The sequence below is a fragment of the Mesorhizobium sp. M0293 genome (assembly GCF_040321735.1).
GTDB lineage: Bacteria > Pseudomonadota > Alphaproteobacteria > Rhizobiales > Rhizobiaceae > Mesorhizobium.
In genome coordinates this window covers 48,434-74,365 of record NZ_JAMYSA010000020.1, presented here as the reverse complement: position 1 = coordinate 74,365, position 25,932 = coordinate 48,434, and the positions used below count along the sequence as shown (strand labels likewise).

At 64.7% G+C, this 25,932-nt stretch carries 25 protein-coding genes; 13 read left to right on the top strand and 12 right to left on the bottom strand.

Annotated elements, in window-relative coordinates; genetic code table 11:
- Positions 1–121 precede the first annotated feature (121 nt).
- Genes NKJ06_RS10665 through NKJ06_RS10640 form a run of 6 tightly spaced genes read right to left on the bottom strand, consistent with a single transcriptional unit; the run spans position 122 to position 4,475 of the window.
- Entirely contained in the window at positions 122–1,381 is a 1,260-nt protein-coding gene (locus NKJ06_RS10665) for an ABC transporter substrate-binding protein (protein ID WP_352630430.1), read from the bottom strand.
- Positions 1,382–1,429: 48 nt separating this feature from the next.
- The gene (locus NKJ06_RS10660; protein ID WP_352630428.1) at positions 1,430–1,858 is read right to left on the bottom strand and encodes a DUF4440 domain-containing protein; all 429 of its coding nucleotides are present in this window, start codon (positions 1,856–1,858) and stop codon (positions 1,430–1,432) included.
- Positions 1,855–2,910, bottom strand: a complete 1,056-nt coding sequence (locus NKJ06_RS10655; RefSeq protein WP_352630425.1) for an aldo/keto reductase — start codon at positions 2,908–2,910, stop codon at positions 1,855–1,857. The genes NKJ06_RS10660 and NKJ06_RS10655 overlap by 4 nt, the downstream gene beginning before the upstream one ends.
- Positions 2,907–3,260, bottom strand: a complete 354-nt coding sequence (locus NKJ06_RS10650) for a TIGR04076 family protein (protein WP_352630423.1) — start codon at positions 3,258–3,260, stop codon at positions 2,907–2,909. Before NKJ06_RS10650 ends, NKJ06_RS10655 begins: the two co-directional genes overlap by 4 nt.
- A gap of 1 nt (position 3,261) precedes the next feature.
- Positions 3,262–3,744, bottom strand: a complete 483-nt coding sequence (locus tag NKJ06_RS10645; RefSeq protein WP_352630421.1) for a DUF3830 family protein — start codon at positions 3,742–3,744, stop codon at positions 3,262–3,264.
- On the bottom strand, positions 3,741–4,475 hold the full coding sequence (locus tag NKJ06_RS10640) for a GntR family transcriptional regulator (protein WP_352630419.1): 735 nt from the start codon (positions 4,473–4,475) through the stop codon (positions 3,741–3,743). Before NKJ06_RS10640 ends, NKJ06_RS10645 begins: the two co-directional genes overlap by 4 nt.
- Before the next feature lie 126 nt (positions 4,476–4,601).
- Here NKJ06_RS10640 and NKJ06_RS10635 point away from each other — a divergent pair, with 126 nt between their 5' ends.
- Genes NKJ06_RS10635 through NKJ06_RS10615 form a run of 5 tightly spaced genes read left to right on the top strand, consistent with a single transcriptional unit; the run spans position 4,602 to position 9,334 of the window.
- Positions 4,602–5,402 carry an ABC transporter ATP-binding protein gene (locus NKJ06_RS10635; protein WP_352630417.1) on the top strand — a complete coding sequence of 267 codons (801 nt, stop codon included), beginning with the start codon at positions 4,602–4,604 and terminating at the stop codon, positions 5,400–5,402.
- Positions 5,399–6,148, top strand: coding sequence for a branched-chain amino acid ABC transporter ATP-binding protein (locus tag NKJ06_RS10630; protein ID WP_352630415.1), 750 nt, complete (start codon positions 5,399–5,401; stop codon positions 6,146–6,148). Before NKJ06_RS10635 ends, NKJ06_RS10630 begins: the two co-directional genes overlap by 4 nt.
- Positions 6,145–7,053, top strand: coding sequence for a branched-chain amino acid ABC transporter permease (locus NKJ06_RS10625; RefSeq protein ID WP_352630413.1), 909 nt, complete (start codon positions 6,145–6,147; stop codon positions 7,051–7,053). The genes NKJ06_RS10630 and NKJ06_RS10625 overlap by 4 nt, the downstream gene beginning before the upstream one ends.
- On the top strand, positions 7,050–8,033 hold the full coding sequence (locus NKJ06_RS10620; protein WP_352809755.1) for a branched-chain amino acid ABC transporter permease: 984 nt from the start codon (positions 7,050–7,052) through the stop codon (positions 8,031–8,033). The genes NKJ06_RS10625 and NKJ06_RS10620 overlap by 4 nt, the downstream gene beginning before the upstream one ends.
- Positions 8,030–9,334, top strand: a complete 1,305-nt coding sequence (locus tag NKJ06_RS10615; RefSeq protein WP_352630411.1) for an NAD(P)/FAD-dependent oxidoreductase — start codon at positions 8,030–8,032, stop codon at positions 9,332–9,334. The genes NKJ06_RS10620 and NKJ06_RS10615 overlap by 4 nt, the downstream gene beginning before the upstream one ends.
- 8 nt (positions 9,335–9,342) lie before the next feature.
- Here NKJ06_RS10615 and NKJ06_RS10610 read toward each other — a convergent pair whose 3' ends face one another.
- The 4 genes from NKJ06_RS10610 to NKJ06_RS10595 are packed head-to-tail and all read right to left on the bottom strand — an operon-like array spanning position 9,343 to position 13,683.
- Positions 9,343–9,999: a GntR family transcriptional regulator gene (locus NKJ06_RS10610; protein WP_352630409.1), complete on the bottom strand. Its 657-nt coding sequence runs from the start codon at positions 9,997–9,999 to the stop codon at positions 9,343–9,345.
- 16 nt (positions 10,000–10,015) lie between these two features.
- A complete protein-coding gene (locus tag NKJ06_RS10605; protein ID WP_352630407.1) occupies positions 10,016–11,326 on the bottom strand; it encodes an aspartate aminotransferase family protein in 1,311 nt (436 codons plus the stop codon).
- Complete coding sequence (locus NKJ06_RS10600) at positions 11,327–12,385, bottom strand: phosphotransferase (protein WP_352630405.1); 1,059 nt, start codon at positions 12,383–12,385, stop codon at positions 11,327–11,329.
- Entirely contained in the window at positions 12,382–13,683 is a 1,302-nt protein-coding gene (locus tag NKJ06_RS10595) for an ArgE/DapE family deacylase (RefSeq protein WP_352630447.1), read from the bottom strand. The genes NKJ06_RS10600 and NKJ06_RS10595 overlap by 4 nt, the downstream gene beginning before the upstream one ends.
- A gap of 177 nt (positions 13,684–13,860) precedes the next feature.
- Between NKJ06_RS10595 and NKJ06_RS10590 the strand changes: the two genes are divergently transcribed.
- From NKJ06_RS10590 to NKJ06_RS10555, 8 genes are all read left to right on the top strand, one after another.
- A complete protein-coding gene (locus NKJ06_RS10590; protein ID WP_352809754.1) occupies positions 13,861–14,553 on the top strand; it encodes a GNAT family N-acetyltransferase in 693 nt (230 codons plus the stop codon).
- A complete protein-coding gene (locus tag NKJ06_RS10585) occupies positions 14,554–17,283 on the top strand; it encodes a winged helix-turn-helix domain-containing protein (RefSeq protein WP_352630401.1) in 2,730 nt (909 codons plus the stop codon).
- An 81-nt stretch (positions 17,284–17,364) separates the two neighbouring features.
- Positions 17,365–18,486, top strand: coding sequence for a histone deacetylase-like amidohydrolase (locus NKJ06_RS10580; protein ID WP_352630399.1), 1,122 nt, complete (start codon positions 17,365–17,367; stop codon positions 18,484–18,486).
- Between the two features lie 4 nt (positions 18,487–18,490).
- Positions 18,491–19,348, top strand: coding sequence for an ABC transporter permease subunit (locus NKJ06_RS10575; RefSeq protein WP_352809753.1), 858 nt, complete (start codon positions 18,491–18,493; stop codon positions 19,346–19,348).
- Positions 19,345–20,331 carry a branched-chain amino acid ABC transporter permease gene (locus tag NKJ06_RS10570; protein WP_352630395.1) on the top strand — a complete coding sequence of 329 codons (987 nt, stop codon included), beginning with the start codon at positions 19,345–19,347 and terminating at the stop codon, positions 20,329–20,331. Before NKJ06_RS10575 ends, NKJ06_RS10570 begins: the two co-directional genes overlap by 4 nt.
- The gene (locus NKJ06_RS10565; RefSeq protein ID WP_352630393.1) at positions 20,328–21,032 is read left to right on the top strand and encodes an ATP-binding cassette domain-containing protein; all 705 of its coding nucleotides are present in this window, start codon (positions 20,328–20,330) and stop codon (positions 21,030–21,032) included. The genes NKJ06_RS10570 and NKJ06_RS10565 overlap by 4 nt, the downstream gene beginning before the upstream one ends.
- A gap of 2 nt (positions 21,033–21,034) precedes the next feature.
- Complete coding sequence (locus tag NKJ06_RS10560; RefSeq protein WP_352809752.1) at positions 21,035–21,736, top strand: ABC transporter ATP-binding protein; 702 nt, start codon at positions 21,035–21,037, stop codon at positions 21,734–21,736.
- 81 nt (positions 21,737–21,817) lie between these two features.
- Positions 21,818–22,987 carry a substrate-binding protein gene (locus NKJ06_RS10555; RefSeq protein WP_352630389.1) on the top strand — a complete coding sequence of 390 codons (1,170 nt, stop codon included), beginning with the start codon at positions 21,818–21,820 and terminating at the stop codon, positions 22,985–22,987.
- Between the two features lie 117 nt (positions 22,988–23,104).
- Here the strand turns inward: NKJ06_RS10555 and NKJ06_RS10550 are convergent, their stop codons facing one another.
- Entirely contained in the window at positions 23,105–24,751 is a 1,647-nt protein-coding gene (locus NKJ06_RS10550; RefSeq protein ID WP_352630388.1) for an acetolactate synthase large subunit, read from the bottom strand.
- A 224-nt stretch (positions 24,752–24,975) separates the two neighbouring features.
- Positions 24,976–25,878, bottom strand: a complete 903-nt coding sequence (locus NKJ06_RS10545) for a LysR family transcriptional regulator (protein ID WP_352630386.1) — start codon at positions 25,876–25,878, stop codon at positions 24,976–24,978.
- Positions 25,879–25,932 lie beyond the last annotated feature (54 nt).

Sequence of the window (25,932 nt, the reverse complement as noted above, 5' to 3'; positions counted from 1 at the left end):
GGGGGGTGTTTTTTGACTATAACCCACCACAACTCCTGGCGGCGGGGGCGGGTGGGGGGAGGGCGTTGGGGCGGGGCCGCGGCTCCCTTGCGCTTTTCTCGCGCGGCGCCGCGACAAGTTCTTACTGAAGTTTCGCCTGCAGGACGTTGACGTCGTCGGTGGTCATTTCCCCGTCGGTCGTCACCTTGCCGTCGACGATCTTCCACAGCCGGAACGGGCCGGTGATGTCGCCATATTTGTCGAAGGCGACCGGGCCGATGACGCCTTCGTAGCGGATCGGCTTGCCGTCCTTGATCAGGCCGAGCGCCTTGGCGAACTCCTCCTTGCCGGCAAAGATCGGCGTGCCGGCGGGATCGACCGCCTTGTACATCGCGTCCTTGATCTTGGCCGGATCCTCCGAGCCGGCAATGGCGATGGCCAAGCCAACGATGGCGCCGGCATCATAGGAACGGTCGGCCGCCGGATTGGACGGTTCGATGCCGGAGAATTCCTTGTAGTTCTTGGTGAAATACTCCGTCGAGGCCGTCGGGCTGGTGCCGGACGAGGTGCCATAGGCTTCCTTCAGATAATCGGCGCCGACGGACTCGATGAAGTCCGGGCTGTTCATGCCGTCATTGAGCAGGAATTTCTGCACGCCGCCCTGCGAAATCCAGGTGCGGGCGACCGTTGCGCCGTCGACCGGCGTGCTAACGAGATAGAGGCCGTCCGGCTCGCCGGCCATTGCCGCCGTGACTTCCGAGGCATAGCTCGACTGCTTCTCGTTGTAAGGCGTGTCGGAGACGATGGTGCCGCCGAGCGCTTTGTAGGCGCGCGAGAATTCGGCCACCATGTTGACGCCAAAGTCGTTGTTGACATGGATGATCGACAATTTCTTGAAGCCCTTGTCGACGGCATATTTGGCCGCGGCTACGCCCTGCAGCGCATCCGAGGTGATGGTGCGGAAGAAGATACCATTGGTCTTGCCGTCGCGGCCAAGTGCGGTCAGCGTTGGCGAGGACGAAGCCGGCGAGACCTGGACGATCTTGGCCGGGGCCGTGACCGAGGTCAGGATCGGGATCGACACCGACGAGATGATGCCGCCGATGATGACCGGCACCTTCTTCACCTGCACGAGCTGGGTGGCGGCGTCCACGGCGATGTTGCCCTGGCTCTGGCTGTCGCGCGTGTCGATCGCCAGGTCGCAGCCGCGCACGCCGCCGGCGGCGTTGATGTCGCGGAAGGCCATCTCGACCGACTTAGCGCCGGCCTGACCGTATTCGCCGGCCGGGCCTGTCAACTCCATGACGAGGCCGACGGTGATCTTGCAATCGGCGGCCTGTGCCGCACCCGCCATCGTCACGAGAGCAAGTGCTGTGGTGAGTTGGAGTATCGTCTTTGTCATTGTTGTTCCCCTTTCGTTACTCAACTGTATTTGATCTCTGGAGCCTGTTCAGCGTTCCGGCACCTGCAGCCAGGTTTCATGCAGATGCCGCCATTCGACGCCGTTGGGCGCCGATGAACTGGTGGTGAAAACGGCGCTCGACTGGCGGCGGCTGTGCTTGCCGCCGCGCAGCTGCGCTTCGACGTAAAGGACGACGATGGTATCGGCGTCCTGCCAGCCGGGCCGGATGTCCTCGATCGAAATGGCAAAACCGTCGTTGCAAGAGGCGCGGCTTGAACGGACATGATCGACGACCGCCTTGCGATCGAGCACCTGACCGTCCGGCGCCACCATGCTGAAGTCCTCGCCGATGGCGCGTTCGAAGCGGCCGAAGTCTGCCATGTTGGCTCGCGCGGCAACGAACCAGTCGACGAAGAAGCGATGCAGGTCGGTGATTTCGGCGCTGGCGCGTGAAAACAGGGAGGGCTCGCCGCTCATTTCTTCCCCGCATTGAGGTTGTAGTGCATGATCGAGCCGTGACGGCCGTGACGGTCGCGCTCCAGCGTGTAGACGTCACCCTCGAGGCCGGTGCCTTGCGCAATGACGGCGGCAATCCGCGCCCGGTCCCCGGCATCGAGTGCAACGTCCATGATTTTTGCATTGGCCAGCGCATGCGCCTGGTTGCGGGCGCCAACGATGACGGCCGCCACTTGCGGCTGCTCGAGCACCCAGGCGCTGGCGACGGTGGCGACATCGACGCCGTGGCGGTCGCCAACGGCCTTCAGCGCCTGAAGCAGTTGCTGGAACAGGTCCCAGCCGCCGAAATCGTCGATGATCAGCTTGTACTTGACCAGCGAGCGGTTTTCGAGCGGCGTGGCGGGTTCGGCCACGCCGAGCCATTTGTCGCTGAGGAAACCGCCGGCGACTGAGCCGTAGCAGAGGAAGCTGACGCCATTCTTCGCAGCGAGTGCCGCCAGGCTGTTGCCCGGCCGTTGGTCGAGCACGGAATATTGCAGCTGCTGGCTGACAAGCGGAATGCCGGCCGCCAGAATTTCCGCGAGCCTTGGCGTGTCGAAATTGGTGGTGCCGAGATTGCGTACCTTGCCTTCCAGCCGAAGCTCGTCGAGCCAGCCCATCGCCTCGACGTAGCGCGGCTGCGCATAGTCCCACCAGTGGAACTGCACGAGATCGAGCCGCTCGGTCTTCAGCCGCCGCAGTGACTGGTCGACGATGCCCCTGATATAGTCGCGGCTGATGCTGGCCAGCCGTTCAAGGTCGGGCACCAGCTTGGTGTGCACCTTCATCCGGGCCGCGACATCGAGGCCGCGCTCGCTGGCCAGCCGCAGACGCGCGGCGCCGATCAGTTCCTCGACACCGGTGTAGATGTCGGCGCAATCATAGGTCCAGATGCCGGCATCGAAAGTGGCGATCAGGTCGGCCACCGCTTGGCTGCGGTCGATGGCGCCGTGGCCGCCAGCCAGCTGCCAGCCGCCGCGAATGACACGCGAGATCGTGTAGCCGGGGCCGAGTTCGAAAATCTTGGCGGTCATGTCAGGTCATTCTCCCTCGGCAGCGGCACGGCCGTCGTTTCGGCATGGCTGAACCGCCGCTTGGCCACCCTGACGATCCGGAGCCGGCTGGCGCAATTGGGATCGGGACAAGCGATCTCGGCGTCCGAGGTCATCCAGTCGTTCGGGTGGGTCGGGCGCTGCTTCGCCGCCAGCAGCGGCAGCACGGCGGAGATCGAATAAATCGAAAACCCCTGCCCTGCCGGCATCGACAGCATCTCGCCCTTGAGCTCGAAATAATCGCCGGCCTTGGCGCCGCAATAGATCGGTTTTCCCTCGGGGATGACCGCCTCGACGCGGAGATCGAAGAGTTCGAAACTGTCGTCAGCCATTTCAGGCCTCCACCAGACTGAAGGTGACGTCGCAGGCGCCATTGCGCCGGATCACGCCGCAAGCAGCGGCGAATTGATCGCGTTCTTCGGCGCGCACTTGCGCCACCACGCTGCCGGCGAGCCATCCGATCGGAAACAAGAGCCGCGCGCCCTGCCCGTAGTAGAGGCCGATATCGAAGATCGCATTGGGGTTGCCACCCCACATGCGCGGCGGCACGAAGGACAGCACGATGTCGCCCGGCTGCGGCGTCAGCGTCGCGTTCTCGGCCGGCAACGGCCTGGCATAGGTCTGGCCCTCGAGATCGGCCGCGGGAACCGGGCAGGAGATTTCCGGCCCTGTCCACATTGCATGGATGCCAGGGACGACACGTGGCGTGCCGAGATATGCCGAGAGGAAGGCAGCGTTTTCCGGTGCCTTCTCGGGCAGCAACAATGCCGTGACGGATAGCTGTGAGCGCGGCTCGGTGATGTTGATGGAAGTCATGACTGGTCTTTCGCGGCGGCAGCCTGCAGTTTGCTGCGCAGGAAGGTGAAGGGGCGGCTGATGTCGGCGACCAGCGACTCGCGCGCCGCCTGCGCATCCTGCGTGGCCAGCGCCATAACGATGCGGCGGTGATACTGGGCGGTGTCGACCTCGCCGGCTTCCGAGAAGGCATAGATGGCGACACGAATGCAGGGGCCCGATTGCAGCCACAGGCTCTCGATCATCGGGATCAGCACGGCCGAGCCGCAGGAGCGGTAGATCTCGAAGTGAAAGCTCTGGTTGAGCGTCACTTCGCGATCGACGTCCTTCTTATGTTTCAACGCCCGCATCTCGTCCCATTCGCCGAGAATGGTTTCGATGGTGGCGATCTGGCGCGGACCCATGCGGGCGGCTGCCAGCGCGATCGCCTCGCCCTCGATCAGGATGCGGGCGCGCAAGAGATCATCGAGGCGTTCCAGCGTGATCGGCGGCACGCGCACCGAACGGTTGGGCAACGCCTCCAGCGCCTTTTCCGTGATCAGCCGGCCGAGCGCCTCGCGCACCGGCATGGTCGAAGTGACCAGCGCATCGGCAAGGCCACGGATGGTCAGCACCTGGCTCGGCTCGAACAGACCGCCGATCAAGGCGCGGCGCAATTCGGAATAGACACGGTCCTGCACGGTCTCGCGGCCGACCGGCGCCAGCTGGGCCGCGATCGCCTCGTTGTTCTTCTCGATGGCAGCCTTTTGCATGGAATTCCGTTCTTGGCCGGTTTTCGGCTTGCGGATGAAATTAAACCCGAATAGCGTGATCAAAGCAAGTGTGATCACAAATCATAATCAGGAGACGGCAACGATCGTCTTCGGCCAGAGGGTTTGATGAGCGAGGCAACCAAACGGCAAGGGCAGGAAACCCGCGCCCCGGTTCTGGCGGCAAGGAATGTCGTCAGGCGGTTCGGCGGCCTTGTCGCCGTCAACGATGTCTCGTTCGACGTCAGGGCTGGAGAAATCCTCGGCCTGATCGGCCCGAACGGCGCCGGCAAGACGACGATGTTCGATCTGCTCGCCGGCAGCATATTGCCGACCAGCGGCGAGATCCTTCTCAATGGCATGCCTGTCTCGGGCGAAGCCGCACATCTGCGCATCGGTCGTGGCCTTGGCCGCACCTTCCAGATCCCGCGCCCGCTGCCCAATCTGACACTGATCGAAAACATCATGCTGGCCGCGCAGGGCCAGGCCGGCGAAAAGCTGCTCACCAACTTCGTCACGCCATGGCGGGTGGCGGCGCAGGAAAGAGCCGCCAGGACAAAGGCGCTCGAACTGCTGGAACTGGTCACCCTCACCCATCTCGCGCATGAGCCGGCGCGCGTGCTTTCCGGCGGCCAGCGCAAACTGCTGGAACTCGCCCGCGTCATGATGGCAGACCCGGCGATCATCCTGCTCGACGAACCGGCGGCCGGCGTCAACGCAACGCTGCTCGAAGTCATCATCGACCGCATCCGCGACATCAATGCGCGCGGCGTCACCTTCCTGCTGATCGAGCACAACATCGACATGGTGACGCGGCTCTGCCATCGCGTCCTCGTCATGGCGAGCGGCCAATTGCTCAGCGAAGGCACGGCCGAACAGGTCGCACGCGACCCGCGCGTCATCGAGGCCTATCTCGGAGGCGCGGCATGAGCGAGATCGTCCTCGATGTCCGTGATCTCGAAGCCGGCTATGAACCCGGCGTGCCGATCGTGCGTGGCGCCTCGATCACCGTCGGCAAGGGCGAGATTGTCGTCGTGCTCGGTCCCAACGGCGCCGGCAAGTCGAGCTTCATCAAGGCCATTGCCGGTCTCGTCCCGATCTCCGGCGGCACGGTGTTTCTGGACGGCAATGACATCACTGCCGCGCCCGCGCACACCATGGTGCGGCTAGGCCTGGCCTTCGTGCCACAGACCGAAAACATTTTTCCTCTCATGTCGGTCGAGGACAATCTGAAAGTCGCCTGCGGCATCCTCGAGCGGGGCGAGATTCCTGCGCGCGTCGAGGAGATGTATGCCGCCTTTCCCGACCTCGCCCGCCAACGGCGGACCGCCGCCGGCAACCTGTCGGGTGGACAACGGCAGATGCTGGCCGTCGCACGGGCGCTGATCGTCCACCCCAAGGTGCTGGTGCTCGACGAACCGTCGGCCGGCCTGTCGCCGAAATTCGTCTCGATGGTGTTCGAGATGCTGGCTGGCATCCGCAAATCCGGCGTCACCATCCTGCTGGTGGAACAGAATGCAAAGGCAGCGCTTGCCATCGGCGACCGCGCCTATGTGCTGGTCGACGGCAAGGATCGGCACGAGGGCGTCGCCTCCGAACTGTGGAACGATCCGGTCGTCGCCGAACTCTATCTTGGCCAGCGCCCCCATAAGCCCGACACAGGAGGTGGGGCATGAGCCTGCAATTCATCGTCGACGGGCTGCTGACAGGTTCGATGATCGGCCTTGGCGCTATCGGCGTGACGCTCACCTATTCGATCCTGCGCTTCTCGAACTTCGCCCATGGCGACTTCATGGCCTGGGGCACCTATGCGACGCTGGCCGTCGCCAGCGCCATCGGCGCAATGGTCGGCAAGGTGGCACCCATTGCTCCCCTCTCCTTCGGCTGGCCGCTGATTGTCGCACTGGTCGTCGGCATGGCCTTCACCGCCCTGTTGGCGCTGCTGCTCGACAGAGTGCTGTTCGCGCGGCTGCGCTCACAAGGCCAGGCGATCATCGTGGTGATGGCGAGCTTCGGTGCCTCGATGGCGCTGCGCAGCCTGCTCGAATTCACCTTCAGCTCGCGGCCAACCTATTTCAGCCGGGCGATCCAGATCGCCATGCCGGTCGGCTTCGGCATCCGCATCACGCCCGACCAGATCGCGCTACTGCTGCTGACCGCGGTGCTGGTGCTCGGCGTGCATCTGTTGATGACGCGCACACAGACCGGCCGCTCGATGCAGGCCCTGAGCCAGAACGCGGCGCTGGCCCGCATCGTCGGCATCGACGTTGCCGGCGTGGTGCGCGTCACCTGGGTCATCGGCGGGGCGCTCGCCTGCGTGGCCGGCGTGATGATCGGCATTCTGGTGCAGATCCGCCCGTTCATGGGTTTCGACATGCTGCTGCCGATGTTTGCCGCCGCCATCCTCGGCGGCATCGGCAGCATCCCGGGTGCCGTGCTCGGCGGCCTGATCATCGGGCTGGCTGAAGCCGGTGCCGTGCAGTTGATCGGCGCCGAGTGGCGCGCCGCGGTCTCCTTCATCATCCTGATGGCGGTGCTGTTCGTGCGGCCGATCGGCCTGTTTGGTGTGAGGGAACGCTGATGGACCTGCTCGGCTACGGCGCCTTCTTCCTGACCACTGCGCTGATCTTCTCGCTGGTCACGCTGGGGCTCAATTTGCAGTGGGGCCTGACCGGCCTGTTCAATGTCGGCCTCGCCGGCTTCGTCGCCATCGGCGCCTATACATCCGCGCTGCTGACGACACCTGATGACGCTGCGCGGCTCGGCGGCTTCGGCCTGCCGATCCTTGTCGGCTGGCTCGGCGCCATGGTCGTCGGCGGCGTCGCCGCAGCGCTTACCGGCATAGCGACGCTGCGGCTGCGATCCGATTATCTGGCGATCACCACGTTCGGCGTCGCGGTGGTGGTGCAACTGGTCGCGCTCAACGCGCAGAAGCTGACCGGCGGACCGTTCGGCATCGGTTTCATCCCGCGTCCTTTCGGCGGCCTCGCGGAGACGCCTCTGCTATTCAACCTGTCGAACCTGGCCGTCGTCTCGGTGGTAGCACTGATCGCCTATCTCGCTCTGGAGCATCTGTCGCGCAGCCCGTGGGGACGCGTGCTGAAGGCGCTGCGCGAGGATGAGCGGGCGGCGATCTCGCTTGGCAAAAGCGCGCGTTTCTATCGCGTCCAGGCCTTTGCCGTGGGCGGCGCGATCATGGCGCTGGCCGGCGCGCTGCAGGCGCATTTCACCGGCTTCATCGCGCCGGACAATTACCTGCCGATCCTGACCTTCCAGGTGTGGGTGATGCGGATCGTCGGCGGCTCGGGCAGCAATCTCGGCGCCGTCATCGGCAGCATCCTGGTGTGGGCGATATGGGCCGGATCGGGCACGCTGACCAGCATCCTGTTCCCGCCGGAACAGCAAGCGCGCGCCGCCGCGCTGCAGATCGCCGCCATCGGCGTCATGCTCTGCGTCATCCTGCTGATCCGGCCGAACGGCCTGTTCGGCGACAGGCCGCGGCGGCCATGGTTCGGCAAGCGGGTGAAGATCGCTCAAGCCAAGAGCAGTTCCGGGTCATGAATGCCGTGCCCCGGCAGGAAACGCATAGCGCTTCGCTCTGGCATGCGGTCAGCCGCAATCGCCGCGAGCGGCCGGCGCTGCAAGGCGGGCTCGATGTCGAGCTGGCCATCGTCGGCGGCGGCTTTTCCGGCCTTTCAACCGCGCTGCACGCGGCAGAGAAAGGCCTTTCCGTCGCCGTTCTCGAAGCCGAATTCATCGCCTGGGGCGCGACCGGCAGGAATGCCGGCTTCGTCGTGCCGAACTTCGCCAAGATGGACCCCATCGACATACTGGCCCACCTCGGACCTTCGCGCGGCGAAAGGCTGATCGATTTCGCCGCCGGCAGTGCCGATCTGGTGTTCCGCCTGATCCGGCAGCACGGCATCGACTGCAACGCGGTGCCGAGCGGATGGATCCAGCCGGCGCATTCGCTTGCCGCCTTCGAGAAGGTCAAGTCACGTGCCGGGCAATGGGCGCAACGTGGCCGGCCGGCAGTCACATTGGATCGGCAGGAGGTCGAGGCGCTGACGGGCGTGCCAGGCTATGTCGGCGGCTGGTTGGATCGTTCTGGCGGCGTGCTCAATCCGGTCGAATACGCGCGCGGGCTCGCCGATGCGGCGGAGAAAGCCGGCGCGAAGATTTTCGAGCGGACGCGCGTCACCTCGGTTGATCGCATGGCCGATGATTGGATGCTGAAAACGCCTTCGGGATCGGTGCGCGCCGCAAAGGTGCTGATCGCCACCAACGCCTATGGCTGGTCCCTCAATCCGTCATTGCAGCGAACCTATTTCCCGCTGAAAGTCTTCCAGATCGCGACAGCGCCACTGCCTCGTGATGTGCGCAGCCGGTTGCTTCCCGGTGAGCAAGGCGTCGGCGACACCAGGCGCAATCTCTTCACGTTCCGCTTCGACGCCGAAAACCGGCTGATCAGCGGCGGAATGCATATTCTTGGCGCCGGCGCCGATACGCGTGTACCGCAGACAATCTGGCGGCGGCTTGGCCGGCATCTCGACCTGCCCGACTTGCCGCCGCTTGCCTACAGCTGGTCGGGAATAGCAGCGGTCGAACCGGATTTCCTGCCGCACCTGATCGACCTCGGTCCCGGCCTGATCGCCGGGCGCGCCTGCAACGGCCGCGGCATTGCCATGACCACGGCGATGGGCAAGATGCTGGCCGATTGGGCCGCTGGAACCGACGCCCGTGACTTGCCGCTGCCTTTCGGGTCGCCAGCACCAATCCCGTTCCATGCCTTGCTGCGGCATGCGCCCAACATGCTGCTCGGCTGGAGCATGCTGCGCGACCGGTTCGACGAGATGAGATAGGCGGACAGTCAGCTGGCCGCGCCAAGGTTGGCCGACAAAACCGCGGCCGCCGTGGCGATATCCTCTTCTATGAAAATCCGCACTGTGGGACCGCTGCGCTGCTCCAGTGCGGCGACGATCTTGCGATGCGCGTCATTCGACTGCGGGATGTAGCGATCGGCCTGCATCAGCAGCTTGAGATAGGGCCCGACCCGACCCCAGAGATCGCGGATCATGTTCAAAAGGATCGGCGCGCCGGCGTGCTGGTAGATGGCGAAATGGAAGGCCTCGTTCAACGAGAGATAGGCCCTGGCGTCGCCGGCCTCGATGGCACGCTGCATGCCGGCGAGGGTCGCCTGGATGTCAGCCAGCCCGCTTTCGCTCATCCTGGTCGCGGCCATCTCGCCCGCCAGCCCCTCGACGGCGATGCGGATGCGAGTCAGTTCCTCGAAGGCAGGGGCGGACAGTAACGGCACGATGACCGAGCGGTTGTTCTGCATCTCGAGCAGCCGTTCAGCGACAAGTCTCTGCAGCGCCTCGCGGATCGGTGTCGTCGATATGCCGAACGTCTCGGCGAGTTTGCGGATGACCAATGTCTGGCCCGGGCTGAAACCACCGGAAATCAGCTCCTGCTTGAGGGCGCCATAGGCGCGGTCATTCAGGGTTTGATGTTCGAGCTTCAGCATGCGCGTTCCGCTTCGCTCACCAGTTCGACAGAGCGCGATCGAGCGTCTCGGCCAGTTGCTCCGCATTGTCCCTGGCAAACGGCAGTGGCGGCCTGATCTTCAGCACATTGCCGCGCGGACCGCACGACGAGATCAGCACGCCATCCTCGCGCATCGCTTCAACGACCGCTGATGTCTTGGTGGCGGCCATAGCCTCGCCGCCCTCCGCCGTCAGCTCGACGCCGAAATAAAGGCCGTTGTGCCTGACGTCGGCGACCGCGCCATGCCGGCCTTGCAGGGCGCGCAGCAGGTCAGCCGTGTAGGCGCCAACATCGCGCGCATTCTTGATCAGCCCCTCGCCTTCGATGACCTCCAGCACGGCTAGGCCGACGGCGGCCGCGACCGGATTGCCACCGAAGGTGTTGAAGTAGCCGGTGTTCGAGCCGAACGAGGCGACAAGCTGCGGCCGTACGAGCACAGCGCCCATCGGGTGCCCATCGCCGATCGGCTTGCCCATGGTGACGATGTCGGGCTCGATGCCGTAATTGGCAAAACCCCACATGCCTTGGCCAAGTCGACCGAAGCCGGACTGGACCTCATCGGCAATGACGATGCCGCCGGCCTTTTTGACGTGATCCGCAGCTTCGCGCATCACCTTCGCATCGGGAAAGAAGATGCCGTCGCTGGAAAAGGCCGAGTCGAGAAGCAGTGCCGCCGGACGGATATTTTTTGCGCGCATGTCCTCGATGGCGGCGGCGACGTTTTTCGCGAAATCACGCGCGGCCCGACCATGGTCGCGGAATGTGTCCGGCGCTGCCACAGTGCGGTGTTGCGCGGGCATGCCCTTTGCCCCGACCGCCGCTGGCGACAGCTGCGCCGTCGCGATCGTCGCGCCGTGATAGGCGAAGTCGGTGATGATCACGCCGGTGTCGCCGCTGGAATGCTGGGCGATGCGGATGGCGAGGTCGTTGGCCTCGCTGCCGGTGCAGGTGAACATGGCATGGCCGAGATGGGCTGGAACGGTGCCGAGGAGTTTTTCCGCGTAGTCGAGGATGATCTCGCTGAGATAACGTGTGTGCGTGTTGAGCGTGGCGGCCTGGCCTGACAGCGCCTCAACGACGCGCGGATGGCAGTGGCCGACCGAGGCGACATTGTTGTAGGCATCGAGGAATTTGCGGCCCTTTGCATCGTAGAGCCACACACCGCTGCCGCGCACCAGATGGATGGGGTTGCGGTAGAAGGCGCGGTAGGTCGGTCCGAGCAGCCTGGCGCGGCGCTCGAGCAGCGCGCGCTCCGATGCAGCCGCGTCGGCATTTGAAGGGTATAGCGAGGACTGGGACACGAGCATCTACTCCGGATTGGAATGGTCGAGGAAATAGCGGTGGGCATCGGTGGACGACAGGCCGTCCAGCTTTCCGAGCGAGGCCCAGACTTCGGTGGCGAGGCGGAGCACGTAGTCGCGCTTGGCCGGGAAGCGCTCCGCCTGCCAGCTGGCGATGTTGACGATGAGCGCAAGCCGGGCACGGATCAGATCGAAAAGGATGCCGATCTCTTCGGCCTCGAGCGACTGCACCGATTGATAGCCGGCGACGAAGCGCGCGGCCGGCGCCAGCGGATGGCCCTCCGCCGGCCAGCGGTAGACGGCGCCGATGGCGAGGTCGCAGATCAGCGGCGAATGGATCATGTCGCCGAAATCGAGAATGCCGCTGACGACCTCCGGCCGCGAAGCATCCATCACCACATTGTAGGAGTTCATGTCGTTGTGGACGATCTGCGCGCGCAAGGTCGGGATGACCGGCGCCGCATGCTCCTCGAAGGCGTCGATCGCGCGCTCGACCATCGCCCGCCGGCCATGATCGGTGATATGCGCCATCATCGGGCGCGTCTTGGTGACCTTGCGGATGTCCCACAATAGATCGCTGCCGGCGGCCGGATGGAAGAAGCCGCGCAACGCCCGGCCGAGGCGGGCGAGAAAGATGCCGAGATTGCGGTCCTGCGCCTCAGAAGTCGGCGAGCGCGACAGCAACTGGCCGGGCAGATAGGTGACCAGCCGGATGATGCGCGGCGCCGATCCACCGACGCTGATCGCGAACTGCGCTTCGCCTTCAAGGCTTTTGCGCACCGAGGGAACCGGTAAGGTGGGGTCGACCGCAACGATGTGGTCGAGCGCCTTGTTCTGGAAATCGGTGAAGCCGGCCTCTTCCGCCGGATGGGAGATCTTCAGGACGAACTCGCCCTCGCCGTCCGTCTGGATGTGGAAGTTATGGTCGCGTTCACCAGGCAGCGGACGCGCGGTACCGGTGAGCCCATAGTGCTGGCGCAGGATGGCAAGCGCGTCGGCCGTCGAAACGTCAGGTGCGTCCTCGGCGAGCGTTTCACCGAAAGCATCGGGCGCGGCTGCGGTCATGGCCTTACCTTGGGATCGATGGGTTCGAGCCCGCACCAGTCGGCGATGAACAGCGCGATCGTCTGGGTGACCTTGCGCACCGAGTCGAGATCGACGGCCTCATCATAGCCATGCGGCATGCGGCAGATCGGGCCGTAGACGATCGCCGGCGTGTCGGCATAGAGGCCGAAGAACCGTGCATCGGTGGTGGCCGAGGTGACGTGTTCCGTCAGCGGCTCGCCCCAGACGGCGGTGTGGCTGCGGCGCAGCACGGCTTCCATCTCGTCGGCGCCCTCCAGCACATAGCCCTCGGCCATGAAGCCATTGTAGGTGAGGCTCGGCGGGCAGTTGGCCAGGAATGGATCGGCACGCGCCGCGTCGGCGATGCAGGCCTCAAGCTCGGCCCTGGCGTCCTCAAGCTTCTGGCCGGGATAGGTAGCGACACGCATCTCAAAGACGCAGCGCGCCGGAACGCTCGATGTCCATTCGCCGCCTTCGATCTTGCCGAGGTTGAAGCGGATCGGATGGGGATGGTCGTGAAAATGCTTGTCGTCGACCTTGCGGGCGTTCCAGACGATTTCGAGTTGCTTCAGCGCCTGGATGATGACGAAGGCTTTTTCGATGGCATTGGCGCCGGCCGAGAAAGCCCCTGACGCGTGCTGCGGATCGCCGTCGACCTCGACCCGGAACCAGATCGGCCCCACCTGCGCCCGCATCAGTCGCGGCTCCAGCGGTTCGGGAATGAAAGCGGCGTCGGCACTGTAGCCGCGCTGCAGGCAGGCGAGCGCGCCATTGCCGGTGCACTCTTCTTCGACCACCGACTGCAGGTAAACGTTCGCTGCCGGCTGATAGCCAAGGCTGTGCAATGCGGCCAGCGCATAGAGGCAGGCCGACAGACCGGCCTTCATGTCGCCGGCGCCGCGGCCATGCATCCAGCCATCCTCGATCGCCGGATCGTAGGGATCGCGCACCCAGCGATCGAGCGGCCCTGTCGGCACGACATCGATATGGCCGTTGAGGATCAGCGAGCGGCCAGTCGCGTTTCTCGGCGTGTGCGTGGCAACCACATTGAAGGCATCATCATAGGAGACGGCCACGGGTGAAAAACCGGGCAGGTCGCGGATCACATCGACATCGACGCGCCACATGTCGACCGTATAGCCGTCGGCCTCGTAGGCGGCGGCCATGAACGACTGTGCGGCATGTTCCTCGCCGCGCTGCGAGGGAAAGCGCACGAGATCGTGCAGAAACGCGACCTGTCGCGCGAAGCCGTCATCGACCGCGCTGAGAATGGCCTCGTCCGCAATCCGCTCAGGCATCATATTTCACTTTCATCTGGATGGTGTATCATATCTCATATGCCATTCCTGTGAAGAGGCATACGCGCCGAAACTTCGGGCCAGAGCTTGCCGTTCGATGCCGCCACGCCGCAGGGGAGTTGGCATCGGACGCGGCAAGCCGATACTGCTGTCTGGACAGACATGACGAGGAATGCGTTGATCACCGAAGACACGATGCCGGCCGAAATCACCGATCTCGCCACTGGCTACCGGCGCCTGCCGGCCGGCAAGCTCGCCAATGCCGTGACGTGGATGGAGGCGCGCGCTCCGCAGCCCGATCTCGCGCAACCTCTGGCGATGACCCGGATCACCATGCCCGACTGCGCTTCGTATCGGGCGGTCTTCCTCGAGATCGGTGCGCCCTGGCTGTGGGACCGCGTTTCCGAAATGTCCGATGCCGAGATCGCGGAACATTTTGCCGACCCGCGCCAGCATCTCTACTACGGCCATGACGAGACCGGCACCCATCTGGGCATGGTCGAATTCTTCGTCGCCGACAGCAACGAGATCGAGATCACCTATTTCGGCCTGTTCCCGTCCCTGACTGGCCGAGGGTTCGGCAAGCGGTTGATGGCCGGTGCCCTCGATCTCGCATGGTGTCTAAATCCGAGCCGCATCTGGCTGCATACAAGCAGCTTCGACCATCACAGCGTCATAGGTTTCTACAGTGCCTGCGGGTTCGTGCCCTTCGCGACCGGATTCGAGATTATCGACGATCCCAGGATAAAAGGAACCTTGCCGCGCGATGCCGCACCGCAGATTCCGCTGATCGAAGCGGATTGGAACGGCTGCAGCAATGGCAAGGGAGGCTCGCTCACGCCGGAGAACCGACAGGTTGCGCGGACCTAGATGAGAACAGCTCCGCAATCCGTCAGCCAAGCATCGCAGCACCATCGCCGATGGGTCCGCCGTGAGACCATCCTGTCGACGCTGGAACGCCACATCGACACGCGCATTGTGCTGTTTGCCGCGCCGGCCGGTTTCGGCAAGTCGACGACGATGGCGCAATGGGCTGCGGAAGTCGCGCGCCACGGCCGGCTGACCGCATGGCTGTCCTGCGAGACGACAGACAATGACGAGGGCGCCTTCCTGTCGCATCTGGTGGGAGCGGTGCGCCAGCTGGTGCAAAGCCCGGCGGAGCTCGATCTTGCCTTCCAGTCGAGCCCGATCCCGCAGCTCGATGTCGTGCTCGCAGCACTGGTGGCGGGTCTTGCGGCGCGCGAGGCCGACATCACCTTGTTCTTCGACGACTACCACGCCATCGAGGCGCCGGCGGTGAAGCGGTTCATGGAGCGCCTGACCCGGCAGGCGCCGGCGAATGTCGCCTTCGTCATCGGCTCGCGCAGCCTGCCCGACCTGCAGCTCGGCAAGCTCAGGGTGCTAGGCGACGTCTTCGAAATCGGCCCCGACGATCTGCGTTTCGCCTCCTCCGAAGCCGAGGCGTTCTTCAACGAGAAGCTGGGCCTCAGCGTCAGCAGCGGCACGGTGGAAACCTTGTGCTCGCGCACTGAAGGATGGGCCGCCGGCCTGCAGTTGGCCTCGCTATCGCTAAGTGCCGCGCATGCACCCGAAACCGTCATCGGCAATTTTACCGGCGCCAACCGCAACGTCGCCGACTTCCTGATGGGGGAAGTGTTCCTGGAATTGCCACCGGCGATCGCGAAGTTCCTGCTCTACAGCTCAATCTTCGAACGCTTCAGCGCCGAAGCCTGCCGGGCGGTGATGCGGGCGGCCGACGCCGAGACTGCGATCACCGAGATCGAAACGCGCAACCTTTTTCTTGTGCCACTCGACGAAGAGCGGCGTTGGTTCCGCTATCATCACCTGTTCCGCGACTTCCTCAGCCGCGAAATGGAACGGCGCGAGCCCGAGATGATCGCACCGCTGCATCTGGCGGCCGCCGAATGGTTCGGCGAACGCAAGATGCTGACCGAGGCGATCGGGCACGCGCTGGCCGCCGGCGACCAGGCCCGCGCGGCGGTGTTCGTCGAAAACAACGCGCTCGACCTCATCGCCCAGTGCCAGCTTCTTTATGTGCGCCAGTTGCTGGCACTGCTGCCGAAGCAACTGATCGATCAGCGCATCCGGCTGCAGCTGGTCGTGCTGTGGCTGGCAGTGCACAGCAGCCAACCCGAGATTGCCCAGCAGACGCTGAACAATGCGCGCAAGCTGGTCGAGACCGGACCGGCTGACAGCAATGACCCAGGCACCGTGACCGGCACAACGATCGAGGCCGAGCTCGTGGTCATCGCCGCTGCCGTCCACAGCACGCTGGAGCAGTTCGATCAGGCGCGTGACACCGCACTTGCCGCCTTGCGCGTCATCGCGCCCGATGCCTGGTTCATGGAGGGCGCGACCGCCAATGTCATCGGCTACAACCTCTATGCGCTCGGCGACCTCGACGGTGCGCGCGCGGCAATCGATGCGGCGCGACGGGCGCACGAGCGAAGCGGCAGCCTGCTCGGCGTCACCATCGCCAATTGCTACATGGCCGTCGTCGAACGTTCGGCGGGCCGCCTGCCTGCCGCCGAGCGGCTGCTTCGCAACGCGATCATCGAGGCCAGGGCGCGGATCGGTGCTAATTCCTATGCCGAGGCCCTGGCCGGAACACTGCTTGCCGAGCTTGCCTACGAAACCAATGCGTCCGGCGAAGCGCTGGCCCTGGTCGAGAACCTCGGCCCGCTGATCGAGGGTGCGGCGGTCATCGTCTATCCCTTGGCCAGTGTGCCGACCTATGCCCGCGTGCTGCAGCTCACCGGCCGCACCGAAGCCGCACTCGATATGCTGGAGCGGGTCTATCAACGCGTGCGCGGCACGGTGTATCGCCGCCTGGCATCGATGATCCTGCATGACCGCATACGCGCGCTGCTCGACCAGAACCGCAATGCCGAGGCGCGCGCGCTGCTGGCCGAGCATCGCGGCGAAGAGACCGAGGCGTCGATGGTCATGACTACCGCCAACGAGTTCGAGTTCTTCGCCGAAGGCCGCCTGCTGACGGCCGAGAAATCCTATGCCGATGCGGCCAAGGTCTTCGACGCACTTCTGAAGCGCACGAAAGACAACGGGCGCATGCGTCGCTACATCCTAGCGCTGATCCTGCGCGCCAAGACGGCCAGCGCGGCACACGACCAACGCGAGGCCGACCGGCATCTGCTCGAAGCGCTGCGCCTTGCCCAGCCGTCAGGCTTCATCCGCTCCTTCGTCGACGAGGGAAGGCCTGTCGTCGAAGGGTTGATGCGCCTGCGTGCGGCTCAGGCAAAGACAGATCCCGCGCTGTCAGCCTATGCGACGCGCATCATCGATGCCGCGCAGACGATGCCTGTGGCGACGCGCAAGCTGGCCGCGCCAGCCGCCGAGAAGGAACATCTCACCCAGCGCGAGACCGAGCTGCTGCGCTATCTCACCGAGGGCATGTCCAATCGCGATATCGCCTTTGCGCTGTCGGTGAGCGAAACCACGGTGAAGTGGCATTTGAAGAACATTTTCGGCAAGCTGGCGGTGACCAACCGGGTCCAGGCCGTGCGCGCCGCGCAAGGGTCCGCCGACGCCCCTACCCCTCCGAAAGGAGGGCATAGATAATAGGCGCAGCCCTCCTTTCGGGGCGGGCGGAGCCGATACAAGCCTGCTAAGCGTCACCTGGTTTTTAGGGGAACGCTGCGCATGGCGACAGGCTACGTTTTTCACGAACAGCTGATGTGGCATGATACCGGCTCGAGCGCCGACATGATGCCTCCCGGCCGCTTCGTGGAACCGGGCCGCCATCTGGAATCGCCCGGCTCGAAGCGTCGGCTCAACAACCTCATCCAGGTCAGTGGCCTGTCGCGCCATCTGGTGCCGATCATCCCCGAGCCGGTTTCGGTCGAAGACCTGCTGCGCGTGCATACGCAACGCCACGTCGACGATATCCGGATGCTCAGCGAACGTGGCTCCGGTTTCGCCGGTCCGCAGGCGCCAATCGGCCTCAACAGTTTTGACATCGCTCTGCTGTCGGCCGGCACCACCTATGCCGCGATGCGCGCCGTACTGACCGGCCGCGTCGACAATGCTTACGCGCTGGCACGGCCGCCAGGACATCATGCCGAACCCGACCAGGCGATGGGCAACTGCCTGTTCTCCAACATCGGTGTCGCTGTCCGCCGGCTGCAGCATGAAGGCCTGCTCGGCCGCGCCGCCGTGGTCGACTGGGATGTACATCACGGCAACGGCACCGAGACGGTGTTCTATTCCGACCCCTCGGTGCTGACCATTTCCGTGCATCAGGACAATCTCTACCCGACCGGGCGCGGCGCGCTGGCCGACAACGGCAAGGGCGCCGGCGAGGGCTACAACATCAACGTCCCGCTGCCGGCCGGTAGCGGGACCGGCGCCTATGAAGCGACCTTCGACCGCGTCATCGCCCCGGCGCTGCGCGCCTTCAAACCGGACCTCGTCATCGTCGCTTCCGGCTTCGACGCCTCGGGCTTCGACCCGCTCGGCCGCATGATGCTCAACAGCGAATGCTTCCGGCGCCTGGCCGCGCGCATGGTGGCGCTGGCCGCCGAGACCTCGCAAGGACGCCTGATCATGACCCATGAGGGCGGCTACTCCGAGGGCTATGTGCCGTTCTGCGGCCACGCCGTCATCGAGACCCTGGCCAATCACCGCACCGAGGTGGTCGACCCGCTCTCGGAGCATATCGACGAATGGGCCGGGCAGGATCTGCAGCCGCATCAGGCCGCGGTGATCGATGCCGCAGAGGGCCTGCTCGCCAGTCTGCGCCAACGCCTAGACAGTGCGGCCTGACGCGATGGATTTTGTCTTCGCCACGCTTCTCAATGCGCTGACGCTGATCAGCATTCTGATGCTGGTCGGGCTTGGGCTAGCGATCAGCTTCGGCCTGATGAACGTCACCAATCTTGCACATGGCGAGTTCGTCACCGTCGGCGCCTTCGCGGTCTATTTCGTCCAGAGCATGGGCGGCTCGTTCTGGCTGGGCCTGGCCGCAGCGCCCATTGCCGGCGCGATGGTCGGCTGCATCCTCGAATTCGCCATCATCCGCCATCTCTACTCAAGGCCGGTCTCGACCGTGCTCGCCACCTGGGGCGTCAGCCTGATCCTGCAGCAAGGGCTGGAACTGACCTTCGGGCTCGGCGCCAAGCCGGTGGCGCCGCCGATCGAGGGCACGCTCGATCTCTTCTTCACCGTCTATCCAGCCTACCGGCTGATCCTGATCGGCATCGCCATGCTGATCCTGCTCGGCGTCGTCCTGCTGATCAGCCGGACGTCCTTCGGTCTCGACATCCGCACCGTCATCCAGAACCGCGAGATGGCCGAGGGCGTCGGCATCAACACGCGGCGCACCTACGCCATCGCCTTCACCTTCGGCGCGGCCATCGCCGGGCTCGCCGGCGGACTGGGCGCGCCGCTGGCGATCGTGCTGCCGCAGATGGGGGTCAACTATCTCGCCAACGCCTTCTTCGTCGTCATCGTTGGCGGTGTCGGCTCGATCGGCGGCCTTGTCGCCGGCAGCGTTTTCGTCGGCGGGCTGACCAGCGTCCTCAACTACCAGATCTCGCCATCGCTGGCGCAGGCGATCGTGCTGCTGGCAGCCATCGTCGCCGTCAGGCTGCGGCCCAACGGCCTGTTCAACGGGGCATCGCGATGATCGCCCGTGACCGCAACTGGCTGCTGATCTTCGCCGTCTGCGTGGCGCTCGCGGTCGTCTATCCCCTCTTCGCCGGCGGTTATCAGCTGACGGTGATCCGCGACGCGCTGATCTTCGGCCTGTTCGCGGCAAGTCTCGACTTCTTCTGGGGTCGCACCGGAATCCTGTGTTTCGGCCACGCCGCCTTTTTCGGCATTGGCGGCTACACCATGGCGCTGGTCACGCTCAACGATGCCATCCCCTTCGCAAGCTTGCTCGGTATCATGGGCGCGGTGGCCGGTGCTGCCTTCGTCGCCGCCATCATCGGCTACTTTCTGTTCTTCGGCGGCATCCGCGGCAGCTACTTCACCATCGTCACGCTGGCCATGGGTGTCATCTGCCAGCAGGCCGCTGTTTCCTGGAGCTCGGTCACGGGCGGCGACAGCGGCCTGATCGGCATCCCGCCGATCGAGTTCGATGTTGGCGGGCTGCATGTCGATCTCAGCCAGGATCTGCCCTCCTACATCTTCGTCTCGGCCGTCGTGGCGGTGGCCGTGCTGGCGCTGTGGTCGATCAGTCGTGGGCGCTGGGGCACGGTGCTGACCGCCATTCAGGACAATGAAGTCCGGGCGGCGGCGCTTGGCCATAACGCGCCGTTGCGGCTGCTCGTGACCTTTGTTCTGTCGGCGGCGATCGCCGGGCTTGCCGGCGCGCTCTATGTCTGCATGGCCGGGCTGGTGGCGCCCGATCTGGCCGGGTTGCTTCTGTCGACGGAAGTCATCGTCTGGGTGGCGGTCGGCGGGCGCGGCACGCTGCTTGGGCCGGTGCTCGGCGCCATCTTCATCCAGCGGGCGCAGCAGACCATCAGCAGCTTCAACCCGAGCCTTTGGCCGCTGCTGCTCGGCTGCGTCTTCGTCATCATCGTCTTCGTCCTGCCGGACGGCATCCTGTCGATCTACGCGCGGCTGAAGAGCCTGTTCAAAGGGCGGAGGCGGGCACAATGAGCGACATCCTGCTCCAGGCTGAAAATGTCGGCATCCGCTTCGGCGGGCTGCAGGCGCTCGAGGCACTGAACCTCACCGTGCGCGACAAGGAGCTCTGCTGCATCATCGGACCGAACGGCGCCGGCAAGAGCACCTTCCTCAACGTGCTGACCGGCACGCTTCGCCCAACCAGCGGCAGCGTGCGCTTCCTCGGCCACGACATAGCCGGCTTGCCACTGCATCGCATCGCCCGGCTCGGCATCGCCCGCAAGTTCCAGATCCCCTCAGTCTTCCCAAGCCTCTCGGTGGAAGACAATTTGAAGGTCGCTCGGTGGGGCGCACCCTCGCCTGCGCGCCCGGTTGGCGAACTCTTGGAGTTGGTCGCGCTCGGCAACCGTACCTCGACGCTTGCCGGTCAACTCGCACACGGCCAGAAGCAATGGCTGGAGATCGGCATGGCGCTGGCAATTGAGCCGAGGCTGCTGCTGCTCGACGAGCCGACCGCCGGCATGACACCGCAGGAGACGCTGGCAACCGCCGAGATGCTGCTACGGCTCAAGGGCGAGTTCTCGATCGTCGCGGTCGAGCACGACATCCGCTTCGTGCGGGCGTTGAATTGCGAAACGCTGGTGCTGCATCAGGGACGCCGGCTGCGCAGCGGTCCTTTCCATGACATCGAGACCGACGAGGTGGTCCGCGATGTCTATCTGGGGAGGCGCTGACCATGCTGCGGACACTTGCCGTGTCGGCCGGCTACGGCCTGCTCCCGGTGCTGAACGGCATCGACCTCAGCGTCGCGCCCGGCGAAGTCGTCGGTCTGCTTGGCCGCAACGGCGCCGGCAAGACGACGCTGCTGCGCGTCATCGCCGGCGGCTTGCGGGCGAGCGGCGGCGCGGTGGTTCTCGGTGACAAGGATCTCCCCAACGCGCCGGCCTTCCGCCGCGCGCGGGCGGGCATCGCGCATGTGCCGCAGGGGCGCGGGATCTTCAACCAACTGACAGTGCGGCAAAACCTGGAGGTCGGCACCCGCGCCGCCAGGGACCGTGGCGACGGCGGCATTCCGGCCGATATTTTCGGCTATTTTCCGATCCTGCGCGAACGCGAAGCGCAGATCGCGGGCACACTCTCGGGTGGCCAGCAGCAGATGCTGGCGATCGGCCGCGCGCTATGCGGCCTGCCGTCGGCGCTGCTGCTCGACGAGCCCTCGGAAGGTATCCAACCGAACATCGTGCAGTCGATCGCCGAGCTGGTGCCGCGCATTGCCCGCGAGCGCGGCATCGCGATCGTTCTTGTCGAGCAGAATCTCGATCTCGTTCTCAAGGCGGCGGATCGCTGCCTGGTGATGGAGAAGGGCAGGATCGTCCATGAAGGCGCGCCGGAGGCGTTCGCCGACGAGACCCTGCTCAAGGATTTGTTGGCTTTGTAAGGCACGCCTGAAGCGCGCCTCGGACCTGTTGGCTTTGTAGGGCGTGCATGGGGCGCGCCTGGACTGGAAGGGAACACAACAATGATAAGCAGACGAACTGTTTTGAAATCCGGCGGCGCTGCCGCTGCCTTCGCCATGGTCGGCGCGCCATCGATCCTGCGCGCCGCCGACACCGTCAAGGTCGGCCTGTCGATCCCGATCACCGGGCTGCAGGCGATCCTCGGCGAGACGCTGCTCAATTGCTACAAGCTTGCCGCCGCCGAACTCAACGCCGCCAACGGCATTGGCGGCCGCCAGGTGGAGCTGATCATCGAAGACAACCAGACCACGACCAAGGGCTCCATCGACAAGGCGCGCAAGCTCATCAACGAAGACAAGGTCGACGTGATCATGGGCACGATCATTTCGCCCGAGCGCTCTGCGACGCTATCCGTGACCTCGAAGGCCAAGAAGCTGTTCTTCTATCCGACCAATTTCGAAGGCGGCGAGTGCAACCGCTACTTCGTCGCCACCGGCCCGATCCCGATGCAGCAGGTCGACCCGATGATGCCATGGGTGGCCGAGAACCTCGGCAAGACGATCTATGTCATGGCCTCCGACTATGCCTGGCCGCAGAAGATGACCGAGGCGATCACGGCGGCCTATGAGAAGGCCGGCGGCAAGATTATCGGCGCCGACTACTATCCGTTCGGCACCACGGATTTCGGCCCGGCGTTCCAGAAGATCAAGTCGCTGAAGCCCGATGTCGTCTGGTCGATGGTGGTCGGCAACGACGCCGTCACCCAGCTCAAGCAGTATCGCAGCTTCGACATCAAGCAGCCGCTGATCGCGCCGCTCGACGAGGTCTTCAACAAGGACGCGCTGCCGCCGGGCGTCGCTGCCGGCACCTACGCGCCGCAGCCCTACTGGATGGCGCTCGACAACCCGGTCAACAAGAAGTTCATCTCCAGCTTCCGCGAAAAGTTCGGCCAGGAGAAGATGGTCAACGGCATCGGTGAGGCCGGCTACAACGGCCTGCATCTCTACGCTCTGGCCGCCGAGAAGGCGGGGTCGCTGAAGGACGACGATGTGCTGGCGGCGCTGCCGGCGATCGAATTCGACGCGCCGCAAGGCAAGATCCGCGTCGACGCCACCAACAACCACACACTCTGCCATTCCTATGTCGGCAAGGCGGCGGCCGACGGCATCGGCTACGAGATCGCTAGGGATTTCGGCACCATCGCGCCGGTGACGCCTTACTGCAAGGTCTAGGAACTTCGGCTGCGCGGCACATCGGATCTTGTCGTTGCCGCGCAGCCATCCGGCCGCGGCCGATCTGGATAGGTCTATTACATCCAGGCAATCCTGACCGCGGCGTTGCCGCTGCCGTCAGGGTACCTGGGTCGCTGGCAGCCGCTCGCGCAACTCGTCGACAAGCACCCTTATGTTTTCGGAATAGTCGATGGGCACGACGACGAGATGCACGCCGCCGCCGGCGAAGGCCTGTTCCAGCGTTGGCCGCAATTCGGCGATCGCGCCAACCCTGGTCCCCTTGGCGCCATAGGCCTCGGCGTATCTCACGAAGTCGGGATTGCCGAAGGTCATGCCAAAATCCGGAAACTCGTCGACCGCCTGTTTCCAGCGGATCATGCCGTAGGCGTGATCCTCGAGCAGCAGGACGACGAGGTTGAGCCTGAGCCTGACGGCGGTCTCCATTTCCTGGCTGTTCATCATGAAGCCGCCGTCGCCGCAGATGGCCATGATACGGCGCTGTGGATAGAGCAGTGCCGCCATCATTGCCGACGGCAAGCCCGCGCCCATTGTGGCCAGCGCATTGTCGAGCAGCAGCGTGTTTGCCATGCGCGTCCGGTAGTTGCGCGCGAACCAGATCTTGTACATGCCATTGTCGAGGGAGAGGATACCGTCCGCCGGCATCACGGCGCGCACGTCATGCACGATGCGCTGCGGTGTGAAGCGGTCTTCGGTGGCGCGCGCTGCGATCCGGCTCAAAACGCCTTCCCGCAGCGGCAGCAGGGCCTGCGCATTGGGGATGTTGCCTTCGATGCGGTCGGCCAGCAGCGCCAGCGAAGGCCCGAGGTCGCCGACGATTTCTGCCTGTGGGAAATAGACCTGCTCGACATCGGCCGTTTGATAGCCGACATGAATCACCTTCGGCCCCTTCGCCCCCATGATGAAGGGCGGCTTCTCGACCGTGTCGTGACCGATGGTGATGATCAGATCGGCCTGTTCGATGGCCTCGTGCACATAGTCGCGTTCCGAAAGGGCTGCTGTTCCCATATAGAGCTCGGTGCCGCCGGGCACGGTGCCCTTGCCCATCTGCGTGGTGAAATAGGGAATTTGCGTGCGCAGCACGAACTGCGCGAGATCGGAGGTCAAGCGCGGCCGCGACGCCGCCGCGCCGAACATCAACAGCGGACGCTTGGCTTCCATGATCATACGGGCGGCGCGATCAAGCGCGCCCGGGCTGGCCAGCGGCAGTTCGACCGGGTGCGTCGGCACCAGTGCGATCGGCTCGCACTCTGCCGCAGCAATGTCTTCCGGCAGTTCCAGATGCACTGGGCCTGGACGCTCTTCCTGGGCAACGCGAAAGGCTTCGCGCACCAGCGACGGGATCATCTTCGGCGAGACGATCTGGCGCGACAGCTTGGTCAGCGGCTTCATCGCCGCGACTATGTCGACGATCTGAAAGCGCGCCTGCCGGGATGACAGGATGCCCTTCTGGCCGGTGATCATGATCATCGGCATCGCGCCGAGCAGCGCATAGGCCGAACCGGTCGAAAGATTGAGCGCGCCCGGGCCAAGCGTGGTGATGCACACACCTGGCTTGCCGGTGAGTCTGCCATAGGTGGCGGCCATGAAAGCGGCCGCCTGCTCGTGGCGGGTCAGGATCAGCTGGATCGAGGAGCGGCGGATGGATTCGACGATATCGAGATTTTCTTCGCCCGGAATGCCGAAAATCCGTTCGACCCCTTCGTTCTCGAGGGCCGCGACGAACAGATCCGAACCTTTGGTCATAAACCGTCCCTCCCGCAATGCGCTCATTCAGTCAGCCACTTTCATATGGCACTGGAACACGATGCCTCAAAGGCCCGATGCGTGCACTCTTTTACCGGCTTTGCAGAAGAAACCCGAATTGTGTCCTTGTTGTCGACGGGTGGTGACGGCGACGAACTGTCGTCGACCGCGCCGGGGTCAAGGAGTATCCGCGCGACCTCAACTGAGAGTGGCAGCGATGGCGATCACGCCATCATTTTCGGCAAGGCGGCCGCCAGCGCATCGACGGCAAGCCGCACCTTCAGCGGCAGATGCGGCGTCTGCAGCCAAAGGGCGTGGCAGTCGTAGAGATATCGCGGCTGGTCCGGCAGCAGCGCAATCAGCGCGCCGGCCTGAATGCGCTCGCGGACCAGCCAGGAGGGCAGCCAGGCGAGGCCCATGCCCTCGACAGCCGCGTCGGCGATGGCATCGAGATCGTCGAGCCGCAGCCGGCCTGTTGGCATGATCTCTTGCGTGGGTTGCCTCTCGCCCGCAAACAGCCACGGCTGAACGATCTGGCCAAGCCGACGGTAGACAATCGCCTGATGGTCGGCGAGATCGTCGATGTGCCGCGGTTCGCCGTGGCATTGGAGATAAGACGGCGCTGCGCAGACGACCATGCCCTGGCGCGCGACGCGGCGCGCGATCACGCCAGCCTTGTCGTCAAGGGTACCAGTTCGGATGGCAAGGTCGTAGCCATCCTCGGCAAGATCGGCGAAGCGGTCGCCGAGCGACAGGTCGAGTTCCAGCATCGGATATTGCCGCGCCAACCCTAGCAGCACGGGCGTCACGCAGTGGCGGCCGAAATGCGCCGGCATAGTGACACGCAGTTTTCCACGTGGCTCCGAAAACTGGGCGGCGGCGAGCGCATCAGCGGCGTCGGCCTCGGCCAGTACCACCCGGCAGCGTTCATAGTAGGCGCGCCCGAAGTCGGTCAGGCTCTGCCGGCGCGTGGTCCGGTTGAGCAGGCGCACGCCCAGCCGTTCCTCGAGAAACCGGACATGTTTCCCAACCATCGGTCCGGACAGGTCGAGTGCGACCGACGCGGCCGCGAACGAACCGAGGTCGACCGCCTTGACGAACACGGCCATGCTCTCAAGCCGATCCATATTCGAAACTCCTGGTTTCTACTGTTCCCCTTTACAGCCATTTATCCTCGGCAA